The 12,279-nt window shown below is 53.0% G+C and carries 9 protein-coding genes; 5 read left to right on the top strand and 4 right to left on the bottom strand.

The features are described 5' to 3' along the window. The first annotated feature begins 10 nt into the window (after window positions 1–10). Window positions 11–1,885, top strand: a complete 1,875-nt coding sequence (gene htpG, locus AC6I8T_RS05135) for a molecular chaperone HtpG (protein WP_497833553.1) — start codon at window positions 11–13, stop codon at window positions 1,883–1,885. Window positions 1,886–1,964: 79 nt separating this feature from the next. Here the strand turns inward: htpG and AC6I8T_RS05140 are convergent, their stop codons facing one another. Both AC6I8T_RS05140 and AC6I8T_RS05145 read right to left on the bottom strand, forming a co-directional pair. Further along, window positions 1,965–3,833: an NACHT domain-containing protein gene (locus AC6I8T_RS05140; RefSeq protein WP_497833554.1), complete on the bottom strand. Its 1,869-nt coding sequence runs from the start codon at window positions 3,831–3,833 to the stop codon at window positions 1,965–1,967. Between the two features lie 63 nt (window positions 3,834–3,896). Continuing rightward, window positions 3,897–4,766: a LysR substrate-binding domain-containing protein gene (locus tag AC6I8T_RS05145; protein ID WP_021182294.1), complete on the bottom strand. Its 870-nt coding sequence runs from the start codon at window positions 4,764–4,766 to the stop codon at window positions 3,897–3,899. Between the two features lie 196 nt (window positions 4,767–4,962). Between AC6I8T_RS05145 and AC6I8T_RS05150 the strand changes: the two genes are divergently transcribed. The 4 genes from AC6I8T_RS05150 to AC6I8T_RS05165 all read left to right on the top strand — a co-directional run bounded on the left by AC6I8T_RS05150 (window position 4,963) and on the right by AC6I8T_RS05165 (window position 9,028). Continuing rightward, on the top strand, window positions 4,963–5,853 hold the full coding sequence (locus AC6I8T_RS05150; RefSeq protein WP_497833555.1) for a DUF6024 family protein: 891 nt from the start codon (window positions 4,963–4,965) through the stop codon (window positions 5,851–5,853). Window positions 5,854–5,950: 97 nt separating this feature from the next. After that, a complete protein-coding gene (adk, locus tag AC6I8T_RS05155) occupies window positions 5,951–6,595 on the top strand; it encodes an adenylate kinase (RefSeq protein WP_021182296.1) in 645 nt (214 codons plus the stop codon). A 114-nt stretch (window positions 6,596–6,709) separates the two neighbouring features. After that, window positions 6,710–7,669 carry a ferrochelatase gene (gene hemH, locus AC6I8T_RS05160; protein WP_497833556.1) on the top strand — a complete coding sequence of 320 codons (960 nt, stop codon included), beginning with the start codon at window positions 6,710–6,712 and terminating at the stop codon, window positions 7,667–7,669. A gap of 57 nt (window positions 7,670–7,726) precedes the next feature. Further along, on the top strand, window positions 7,727–9,028 hold the full coding sequence (locus AC6I8T_RS05165; protein ID WP_208724974.1) for an inosine/guanosine kinase: 1,302 nt from the start codon (window positions 7,727–7,729) through the stop codon (window positions 9,026–9,028). Window positions 9,029–9,106: 78 nt separating this feature from the next. Here AC6I8T_RS05165 and ybaL read toward each other — a convergent pair whose 3' ends face one another. Together ybaL and AC6I8T_RS05175 are read right to left on the bottom strand one after the other, a co-directional pair. Further along, the gene (ybaL, locus tag AC6I8T_RS05170; RefSeq protein WP_021182299.1) at window positions 9,107–10,795 is read right to left on the bottom strand and encodes a YbaL family putative K(+) efflux transporter; all 1,689 of its coding nucleotides are present in this window, start codon (window positions 10,793–10,795) and stop codon (window positions 9,107–9,109) included. 220 nt (window positions 10,796–11,015) lie between these two features. Next, window positions 11,016–12,218: an MFS transporter gene (locus AC6I8T_RS05175; RefSeq protein WP_208724975.1), complete on the bottom strand. Its 1,203-nt coding sequence runs from the start codon at window positions 12,216–12,218 to the stop codon at window positions 11,016–11,018. Between the last annotated feature and the right edge of the window lie 61 nt (window positions 12,219–12,279).

The following is a 12,279-nucleotide window of genomic DNA, read 5'->3' on the forward strand; positions in this document are numbered from 1 at the left end:
TGAGGTAGCAATGACCATGAAAGGACAAGAGACGCGTGGCTTCCAGTCAGAGGTAAAACAACTTCTGCACCTGATGATCCATTCCCTCTATTCAAATAAAGAGATTTTCCTGCGTGAACTGATCTCCAACGCCTCCGATGCGGCTGACAAACTGCGCTTCCGCGCGCTGTCGTCACCGGATCTGTACGAAGGCGACGGCGACCTGCGCGTGCGGATCTCGGTCAACAAGGAAAATCGTACGCTGACGCTGAGTGATAACGGCATCGGCATGCGTCGTGATGAGGTGATTGAGAACCTCGGCACCATCGCAAAATCAGGCACCAAAGCGTTTCTGGAGTCGATGGGTTCTGACCAGGCAAAAGATAGCCAGCTGATTGGTCAGTTCGGTGTCGGTTTCTACTCGGCATTTATCGTGGCTGATAAAGTCACCGTGCGTACCCGCGCCGCCGGTGCCAGCGCCGAAGAAGGTGTGTTCTGGGAATCGGCCGGTGAGGGCGAATATACCCTGGCTGAGATCGAGAAAGCCGATCGCGGCACCGAGATCACCCTGCATATGCGTGAAGGCGAGGATGAATTCCTTGATGCCTGGCGTGTGCGCAGCATCATCGGCAAATATTCCGATCACATCGCGCTGCCGGTCGAGATCGAAAGCAAAGATGAAGAGAGCGACACCACCAGCTGGGAAAAAATCAACAAAGCCCAGGCGCTGTGGACGCGCAACAAAGCTGAGATCAGCGACGAAGAGTACCACGAATTCTATAAACACATCGCCCATGACTTCAGCGAGCCTGCGGCCTGGAGCCACAACCGCGTGGAAGGTAAGCAGGAGTACACCAGCCTGCTGTATATCCCGGCACGCGCCCCGTTTGACATGTGGAATCGCGACCATAAACATGGCCTGAAACTTTACGTCCAGCGCGTGTTTATCATGGACGACGCCGAACAGTTTATGCCGAACTACCTGCGTTTCGTGCGTGGTCTGATTGATTCCAACGACCTGCCGCTTAACGTTTCGCGTGAAATTCTGCAAGACAGCCGCGTGACCCAAAGCCTGCGCGGTGCGCTGACCAAGCGTAGCCTGCAAATGCTGGAAAAACTGGCGAAAGATGACGCGGAAAAATATCAGCAGTTCTGGAAAGAGTTCGGCCTGGTGCTGAAAGAAGGCCCGGCAGAAGATCATGTGAACCAGCAGCAGATTGCGAAGCTGTTGCGTTTTGCCACCACGCAAAGCGAAGGGGCCGAGCAGACGATTTCTCTGGACGACTATCTGAGCCGCATGGTGGAAGGTCAGGACAAGATTTACTACATCACCGCTGACAGCTATGCCGCCGCCAAGAGCAGCCCGCATCTGGAGCTGTTCCGCAAAAAAGGCATTGAGGTGTTGTTGCTGTCCGATCGTATCGACGAATGGATGATGAGCTACCTCACCGAGTTTGACGGTAAAACCTTCCAGTCGGTGAGCAAAGCGGATGAGTCGCTGAGCAAACTGGCCGACGAAGAAACCGAAGAACAGAAAGAAGCGGAAAAAGCGCTGGAGCCGTTCGTTGATCGCGTGAAAACCCTGTTGGGCGAGCGTGTCAAAGAGGTGCGTTTAACCCATCGTCTGACAGATACGCCGGCAATTGTCACCACCGATGCCAACGAGATGAGCACCCAGATGGCGAAATTGTTCGCGGCGGCGGGCCAGGAAGTGCCGGATGTGAAATACATCTTTGAACTGAACCCGGATCATACGCTGGTGAAACGTGTGGCGGATACCCAGGATGAAAGCCGCTTTGGCGAATGGGTGGAACTGCTGCTCGACCAGGCGCTGCTGGCTGAGCGCGGTACGCTGGACGATCCGAACCAGTTTATTCGTCGTATGAATCAGTTGTTAACTGCCTAAACAGCACAAGGGCGACCAGCAGGTCGCCCTTTTTTTGCCCACATCAACGCAAGTTTAGCGCTCCCTCGTTTGCCCAAACTTAAAGTTTGATCTTCATACCGCGTGATAACGCTTGTTTCTTCTCATGAAGTCTTTCTTTCGTTGGTAAATACACGCCGTGATAATATCGATAGATTTCACTGCTGATGGAAAAGACTAATTCATCCCAATATTCTGATTGATAGAACAGTTCAGACAGAGCAATGTTGTACTGATCCTTATTGGGATCGTCAGCAGGTGTTTTCTCATGCAGTGTTGTTCGGTATTGATGGAGATTATCGGGATGGATGCTTTCTTCAAGAATGTTATTGATGACAGTGTCGGTATGTAGTCCGATATCTCTGGGTTTTCCGGACATAACGGTAAGCGTGTGAAGTGATGTCTGTATGTCTGGTATAGTACTGGCAACAATCTCGTTGCTAAACCCATTGGCGAATTTTGTGATTTCATAGAGCGCATCATCGTACTTAAGCGACTGGAATAGGTATTCAGCAAGTTCTTCGTCGTTCTTGTTTGCGAGTGAAATAAAACCCGTCTTTTCGAACCGTTCGGTCATAATCTTTCGGCGAAACCAATCTTCATCAATATGAAATAAGAAAAAGAGGACGTTGTCATACTCAATGCCCGTGCCCAGTTTATCGGAAAAATAGTCATAATATTTATCTTTATAATCTTCAGGCAATTTTGTGACAGCATAAGCGGCATGATATTCTTGCAATGATTTGTGCAAAAAGACATAGCGATTAAAACCATCGGGTTGTATCAGGCAGGTGATGCTAATGATGTCATGCAAAAAGTTATCGCGCTCTTGCTCATCAAGAGCGGCGGTATCCAGCGCCCGGGCAGCGTAAGCGTGGAGGTTTTCCTCGTTGAACTCATAGACTTCATCTTCCATGGCAAATAAACACATCGCTGAAAAACACCATTGAATTTCGTCTGTTTGTAATTTACAGCGGCGTTGCCTGGACCAGGCCTTGATACGGTCATGCTTGTGATACAAGGTGGAAAACAACAGGCGATAAAAATCCACGGCAGTTCGCGGTAGTTCATCCCAGTCATGATAGCAGGCATGTAACAGGGTCAACAGGATAGGACTCACCAGCGTATTCGCTAACCCAGAATTCGTTCTCAGAAGCTGGGATAATTCGTTGAAATCATCGGGCGTGGCGAGTTTTTTAAGTATGCCGTATCTGTCCTTATCCGTAAGTGATTTGACAAAAACATTGGTGATGCCAGCTTCACTGCATATCTCAGTATCGGGGCGACTGGTGACAATGACAGGGCAGCGATATTTTTTATTAATTTCAAAAATAGAACGGATAAAAGCAGAACGCAGGTTATCTTTAATTTCATCAAAGCCGTCCAGTAAAATGATGATTTTTCCTGACGACAAGAGTTGCTCTAAAGCATCCTGATTAAGATCGAATCCTAATATGTTTAATTGCGCGTGAAGATATTCGAAGACGTTGCCGTCCTCAATACGGCGTAATTCCAGGAAGAAAGGCAATCGACGATGCTTTCTGATCTCTTCAAGAAACAGTTTACGCAGAATGGTACTTTTGCCTTGTCCGGCAATCCCAATGATATTGACGATGTTCTGGGAGATTATCTGTGCGCCATCACTGACAATCAGTTCGGTCTTTTCCGGCCTGTTTTCAATGGTGAGCGGATAATAAATATCTTCAAGCAAAACGTCATAATCGGGATTATGCAGAGTGCGCATACGTAGAGCAGCATAAGCATGCTTTTCCAGATAGGCCTGCTGAATGTGGGGTGATTGCATTTGGCTGAGAAGTTTTTTGCCTGCTTTTCGGGTTGGGATCCAGTCAACCTTCAGCAACTTTTCAACCATGACTTTTGTCGCTTCACCAATACCACTATTCAGTAGTTGGGCAATAAGTGCATCCATAACGTATCCTCATACCATTCACGTTTTACGTTTATGTAATAAGTATCTTATTGGCAATAGTGATCAGTGGTGCGCTTCATCCCTCAACCAATCACGAAACAAGGTAATCTCCGCATCATGCTGACGTGACGCCTTGGTCATCATCCAGGTGGCGCGATCCACCCGCACAAAACCAAGTGGCGCGATCAGTGTGCCGTCGTGTAACTCTTGCCGCACCAGCAAACGCGGTGCCATGATCACGCCCAGGCCATTTCTGGCTGCCTGAATGCCCAACGTCAAATTATCAAAATGTTTTCCCACCCAGAAATTCCCTCGCGTACCGCTGGTTTTGGCCCACTCCGCCCAGGCGTGAAGTCGGGTATCAGCATGCAGAAGGGGTAAGGCGGCGAGATCCTGCTCACTCTGGAAGCGTGCGGCAAATTGGGGGGCACAGAGCGGGCCGATGTAATCATCGCTAATCAGGGTGGCATCAATGTCTTCATCAGGTGTTTGTTCGTAACTGTGAATCAGAACATCGGTATGTTCACTGCGTAACTGGTCAATCTCTACCAGTTGCTGGAACTGGATCTCAATATCAGGATAGCGCAGATAAAAAGTGCCGATGCGCGGGATCAGCCATTGGGAAAGAAAACTCGGCGCGCAGGAGACGCTAAGATGGTGACGCATGCCGGTGCGGATACTTTCACAGGTCGTGGAAAGTTCGCTGAAGGCCTTCTGACAACTGACCAGTAATCGCTCACCATGTGAGGTTAATTTGACACGTCCATTTGTACGGACAAACAGAGGCTTACCCATCCAGCTTTCCAGCTGTCGGACCTGATGGCTGATGGCGCTATGGGTCACATGCAGACGTTCTGCGGCTACGCTAAAACTGCTGTGCAGTGCCGCCTGGTGGAAATAATGCAGTGCACGTAACGAAGGTAGCCCGGTCATACTCATCCCCTGTGTAAAAACCTAACAGGGATTGTCAGTTTATATCATTTTAAAGTCCAGCCGCATTCCCCTAACCTTTCCCCCTGATTCTGGCGGGTTGACTGGCAGGCGTCTCTGTGTTTCGCCGGTAATTTCTGCCACGGATCCGAGCCTCATCCGCCATCACACAGCACAATAAACAGAGAAAAATCACGCGATGGCTTCACAGAATGCTTCTGCCAGGGCGGCGGCGCGCGATCAGCTTCGCGGCCAGCTTTCCCGCCATTATCGGCTTGAACAGTATGATCTCTTCTTTGCACCTTCATTGCATATTGCGCGGGTGCTGCTTTCCCAACTGTTTTTACGCCAGGAGCAGGCGCGTAACCAAACCCGCTATGCGTCGCATTATCCTGTCAGTGAATTAAGTATCCTGGCAGCAGTGCCGGTGATGGCGGGGAATATTGCTCTGGTTGAACATATTGACCTGTTTCAGGGGCGGGTACGCGCGCTGGCTGAATGCCAGAGCCAGGGCGTCACCGATGCATCTGAGTCTTTCGCCACACTGTTGCACCGACGGCTGATAAGCGAGGCGCGACTGTTTGTCACACGGCTCGATCGTCACGCGGCGCTGGGAACGGATTTAGTATTGATCGCCTTACGTACCCATGATTTCAGCACCCTGGTGCGCAGTGAGTTGCGCCTGTTTGAACAGGGGCTGGCGCTGGGTGATGCGCCGGAGCAGGCGTTGGCACAGATGGCGGCTGCGCAATGGCGACCTTATAATATCGCCAGCGTTGATACCATCACGCTGGAAGCGCCATTTTCGCTGCAATCTTTGCAACAGCCGGGTCTGTCATTCGCGGTGCTGCCGATTATGCCGGGTAAGCTGCCAAACTCGCCGCAGCCTGATTTGCATCAGTGGCCCGAGCGTGGGCGCGTCCTTCTTCGTGCCGATGTGCGTGGCAGCGCCAACAAAAGTCAGAATATGACAATGAAACTGACGAAGCGCCTGCGCGAGCTGTTAAATAGCGGTCGCAATTCTGAAAATGCGGAAAAATCCCGCGTCGGGCTGGTATCGGTGGCAAAAGGCAGTAAAGTAGGACATTAGCCGTTACCGCGCCCCTTTCCTTGTGGTGGGCGGGGCATAGTGGTATGGTCTTCGCCTTCTCAGATTGATCAATGCGATTCGCAAGGGGAATTACGCAATGCGTATTATTCTGCTCGGGGCACCGGGCGCAGGTAAAGGCACTCAGGCTCAATTCATCATGGAGAAATACGGTATTCCGCAAATCTCCACAGGTGACATGCTGCGTGCGGCAGTGAAAGCGGGCACTGAGCTGGGCCAGCAGGCGAAAGCCATTATGGATGCCGGTAAACTGGTGACTGACGAGCTGGTAATTGCGCTGGTTAAAGAGCGTATTACTCAGGAAGACTGCAAAAACGGTTTTCTGCTTGACGGCTTCCCGCGCACCATTCCGCAGGCTGATGCCATGAAAGAAGCCGGTATCAGCGTCGATTTCGTGCTGGAGTTTGCCGTACCAGATGAACTGATTGTGGATCGTATTGTAGGTCGTCGCGTGCATGCGGCGTCTGGTCGCGTTTATCACGTTAAGTACAATCCGCCGAAAGTGGAAGGTAAAGACGACGTGACCGGCGAAGAGCTGACAACACGTAAAGATGACCAGGAAGAAACGGTGCGTAAGCGTCTGGTGGAATACCATCAGCTGACTGCGCCGCTGATTGCTTACTACAGCAAAGAAGCGGAAGCCGGTAACACCCAATACCACAAAATCGACGGCACCCGTCAGGTTGCTGAAGTGAGTGCACAGCTGGCCGCGATTCTCGGCTAAGCCAGTTAAGGGCCGGTTTATCGGCCCTTTTGCAGCAATTGCTTTTCCCTCCCGCTTTTTCCGCTACAATTTCCCACGATTTTGACCCATTCGTTTCGACAGCAAGGAAATACAATGAGGCAAGAAAAGCCCGGGGTTTTACTGGTTAATTTAGGCACGCCAGACGCACCCACTACACCAGCGGTTAAACGTTATCTGAAACAATTCCTCGGTGACCCGCGCGTGGTGGATACGCCGCGCTGGTTGTGGTGGCCGATTCTCAACTTTATTATCCTGCCGTTCCGTTCGCCGCGCGTATCGAAGCTTTATGCATCGGTCTGGATGGATGAAGGTTCGCCGCTGATGGTGTTCAGCAAGCGGCAGCGTGATGCGCTGGCACAGCAAATCGATATGCCAGTGGAGCTGGGCATGAGCTACGGCCAGCCGAGCCTTGAAGGTGCGGTTGAGCGTCTGCTGGCACAGGGCGTCACTAAATTGATCGTGTTGCCGCTCTACCCGCAATTCTCCTGCTCCACAGTTGCGGCCGTATGGGATGGCCTGGCTGCCAGCTTCAAACCGCGGCGTTCCCTGCCAGAAGTGGCTTTTATTCGTGATTACGCTGAACATCCGGCATATATCGCGGCGCTGAAAGCCTCCGTCGCGCGTTCTTTCGCCCAGCATGGCGAGCCGGATCTGTTGGTGCTGTCCTATCACGGCATCCCACAGCGCTTCGCCGACGAAGGCGATGACTATCCGCAACGCTGCAAAGATACCACCGATGCGCTGGCCGCCGCGCTCGGCATCGCGCCACACAAGATCATGATGACCTTCCAGTCGCGCTTTGGCCGTGAGCCCTGGCTGACGCCTTACACCGACGAAACCATGCAAGGTCTGCCCGCCAAAGGTATCAAGCATGTGCAGGTGATGAGTCCCGGCTTTGCCGCAGACTGCCTTGAAACGCTGGAGGAGATTAGCGAGCAGAACCGTGAATTCTTCCTGCATGCGGGTGGTGAGAAGTTTGAGTATATCCCTGCGTTGAACGCCGATGATGAGCACATTGCCATGATGGTGCAGCTGGTCAACGCGCGCCGTTAAGGGAGTGGCAGAGAATGTGTTATCATTCTCTGCCTGATTTTCCAGACGGCATCCCCCATGAAATTTCCCGGCAAACGCAAATCCAAACACTATTTCCCCGTTAGCGCGCGCGATCCGCTGTTGCAGGCTACGCAACAAGAGCAGGAGGAGGGCAGCTGGGTCGTCGGTATTGATCAGACGCTGGTAGATATTGAAGCCAAAGTTGATGATGGCTTCCTGCAACGTTACGGCCTGAGTGCGGGTCATTCGCTGGTGATTGATGATGCCACGGCGGAAGCGTTGTACCATGAGCTGATGCGTGACGAGTTAATTAGCCACCAGTTTGCCGGTGGCACCATTGGCAACACTTTGCATAACTACTCGGTGCTGGCCGATGACCGTTCGGTGTTGCTGGGCGTGATGTGCAACAGCATCCAGATCGGTAGCTACGCCTATCGTTACCTGTGCAACACCTCCAGCCGGATGGATCTCAACTATTTGCAAGGTGTCGATGGCGCGATTGGTCGTTGTTTCACCCTGATTGGTGAGCAGGGCGAGCGTACCTTTGCCATCAGCCCCGGTCTGATGAACCAGTTAAAGGCCGACAGCATTCCTGAAGAGGTGATCGCGGGCGCGTCAGCGCTGGTGTTGACCTCCTATCTGGTGCGTTGTCAGCCCGGAGAACCGATGCCGGAAGCGACGTTGCGCGCGATTGCGTTTGCCAAAAAACATAACGTACCGGTGGTGTTAACGCTGGGCACCAAATACGTCATTCAGGACAACCCACAGTTCTGGCGCGATTTTCTGCGCGAACATGTCTCCATCGTCGCGATGAATGAAGAGGAAGCCCTGGCCCTGACCGGAGAGGCCGATCCACTGCTGGCGGCCAATATGGCGTTGGATTGGGTCGATTTGGTGCTCTGCACCGCCGGGCCAACCGGGTTATATATGGCGGGCTTTACCGAAGAAGAATTTAAGCGCAAAACCAATCATCCGTTGCTGCCAGGCGCGATTGCTGAATTTAACCAATATGAGTTCAGCCGTGGCATGCGCCAGCGGGATTGCCAGCAGCCATTGCGCATCTTCTCGCATATCGCGCCTTATATGGGCGGTCCGGAGAAGATTATGAACACCAATGGCGCGGGGGATGCGGCTTTAGCAGCGCTACTGCACGATATCACCGCCAATAATTTCCACCGCCAGAAAGTGCCGAACTCCAGCAAACATGCGCGCGAGTATCTGACGTATTCATCACTGGCGCAGGTGTGTAAATATGCCAACCGCGTCAGCTACCAGGTGCTGAATCAGCATTCCCCGCGTCTGACGCGAGGTTTACCGGAGCGTGAGGATAGCCTCGAAGAGTCGTACTGGGACAGATAAAAATTACCCCGTAGCGGCGCGATTTATCGCGCAAATCGTGCGCGTTGTATGAAAAAATCGCGCCGCTACGGCGTTAAATCAAATCGGACATTCACGCACAATCGGCCTTTGCGCAATCTCTTCTTCCAGCATATGCAACATGCTGTTAGCGATCTCTCGTTCCCCCATCACCACGCGATTGGCACCACGTTCGAGGATGTATTCCACTTCGTCGTCATAATGGGCGCGGGCGATTATCTCGATGTTGTCGCGCTTCGCGCGCGCCGCCGTGACAACCTCACCGGCTTCATAACCATTGGGAATGGTCAGCAGTAGCCAGCGGGCGCAGTCGAGGCGCGCCAGCTCCATGATGTCGCTGCTGGCGGCATTGCCCAGCACCGCTTTGATGCCTTGCTCGCGCAGCGCTTCAACGCGTGGTCGCGAGTTTTCCACCACCACTAACGGCACATCCGCTTCCAGCAGCTTCTGTCCCAGCAGGCTACCGACGCGGCCATAGCCGACAATCACCGCATGGTCACAGATATCCACCGGAATTTGCTTCTCCTCCTCGATAGGATCGATCAGCGTCTGCTCTTCCATCGTCTCGGTTTTGTCGAGATAACGTTCCAACACAGTAAAGAGAATCGGGTTCAGCATAATCGACAGGATGGCTGCGGCCAGCACCAGATTACGCCCCTCCTGGCTCAGTAACCCCAGCGAAATGCCAAGACCGGCCAGAATGAAGGCAAACTCGCCAATCTGCGCCAGGCTAACGGAGATCGTCAGGGCTGTGCGGCGTGAGTGGCCCAGCAACGTGACCAGCAGCCAGGCAGCGACCGATTTGCCCACCACGATAATCACCAGCGCCCCCAGTACCGCCAACGGCTGGTTGACCAGAATCATCGGGTCGAACAACATGCCAACAGAAACGAAGAACAGCACGGCAAACGCATCACGTAGCGGCAGCGTGTCGTGTGCTGCTCGGTGGCTTAATTCAGATTCGTTCAGCACCATGCCTGCGAAGAAAGCGCCGAGGGCAAAGGAGACATCAAAGAATTCTACTGCACCAAACGCAATGCCCAGTGCCAGTGCCAGCACCGCCAGGGTGAACAGCTCGCGTGAACCGGTGGCAGCACTTTTCGCCAGAATCCAGGGGATCACGCGGCGGCCCACCACCATCATCAGCACCATAAAGGTGACCACTTTACCGATGGTCAGCAGCAGGTCCCACGCCAACAGGGTTGGGCTGGCGTTACCCTGTTCCAGCATGCCAGCGATGGCAGGCAGCAGCACCAGCGTCAGCACCATGACCAGGTCTTCGACAATCAGCCAGCCGATGGCAATTTGCCCGCGCTGGCTGTCAATCAGTTGACGCTCCTCCAGCGCGCGCAGTAACACCACGGTACTGGCGGTGGAGAGACACAAGCCAAACACCAGCCCGGTCATCATTGACCAGCCCAGCGCCCACGACAGCCCCATTCCCAGCAAGGTTGCCACGGCGATTTGCGCCACTGCACCGGGAATGGCGACCGACTTTACCGACATCAAATCTTTCAGCGAAAAGTGCAGCCCCACACCAAACATCAGCAGGATCACCCCTAGTTCAGCTAATTCAGGGGCCAGATTGGTATCGGCGACAAAACCAGGGGTAAAGGGACCGGCCAGCACACCGGCCAGCAAGTAACCGACCAGCGGCGAAATTCGCAGGCGATGTGCCAACATACCAAGGAGAAAGGCCAGGACCAGTGCCCCGACGATGGTGGTGATCAACGGTGTGGTGTGATGCATGCCTGTCTCCTTGTGTGCAAATGTATCCGCTTGTAACAACCTAGTTTACTGCACAATCGCTAACCGCGTTTAAACATTTGAGCGGGATAAACAGAAAAAAATGAAAAAATAAGAGAAAAATGCAACCGAAGTGTCATTTTCTTCAGTTATCTCACAATATCGGCAGGATTCATGCTGAATAAAGGGGGCAAGGAAAAATAATTACCCCCCCGAAACAGGCTCAGGCGTGACGGTTATCTGGCAGGAAAGCGGTCAAAAGGCCGATAAGTGGCAACCAGGCACAGATTTGATATACCCATTCGATGCTGGTGTGGTCTGCCACCACGCCCAGCACGGCGGCACCCAACCCACCCATACCGAAGGCAAAACCGAAAAATAGCCCGGAAACCATACCGATACGTCCCGGTAGCAACTCCTGCGCGTACACCAGAATGGCAGAAAACGCTGAGGCGAGAATCAGACCAATAATTACGCTCAGTACACTTGTCCACATTAATGACGCGTGCGGCAACAGCAGCGTAAAGGGGGCGACACCGAGAATCGAGCACCAGATCACATACTTACGACCAATTTTGTCGCCAATCGGCCCACCAATAATGGTCCCTGCCGCCACTGCGCCAAGAAATACAAACAGATGAAATTGCGACGCCTGCACCGAGAGGCCGAATTTCTGCATTAAATAGAAGGTGTAGTAGCTGCTCAGGCTGGTGAGATAGAAGTACTTGGAGAAAATCAGCAGCAGCAAAATGCTGATCGCCAGCACGACTTTTTTTCGCGGCAGTGGATTGGACAACACCGTGGCAGCTTTGGTTTTACTGGCGCGCTGCTGGTGGCTATACCAGCGGCTGACCTGCAACAACACGATGATCCCCAGCAACGCGGCCAGCACGAACCAGCCGAGATGGCCTTTGCCATAGGGTGCAACAATCATTGCGGCCAGCAGCGGGCCGAGTGCACTGCCGAAATTCCCGCCCACCTGGAACAGCGATTGCGCCAGGCCATGACGTCCACCGGATGCCATACGGGCGACACGGGAAGATTCGGGATGAAAAATTGATGAACCGCTACCCACCAGTGCCGCTGCCAGCAGTACCTGGAGATAGTCACTGGCGAAGGTCAGCAGCACCAGGCCACACAGGGTAAAACCCATGCCAACCGGTAACGACCAGGGTTTGGGATATTTGTCGGTGTAGTAGCCGACCACGGGTTGCAGCAGCGAGGCGGTCACCTGGAAGGTGAGGGTGATTAAACCGATTTGCACAAAGTTGAGGCTAAAATCTTTTTGCAACAGCGGGTAAATCGCCAGCAACAGCGACTGCAACATATCGTTCAGCAGATGCGCGAGGCTGATCGCCCCTAAAATGCCGAACGCCGTGCGCCCCGGTGCGCGTGCCGGGGATGAGAGAGTATGATCACTTGCCATAGAAATCCTGAGAGGGTCAATTTTCGTTATCAGATTGTTACTTCTCTCAAGACTCTATAAG

It is taken from the genome of Pantoea sp. X-Soil-OKNW-556 (assembly GCF_059730695.1).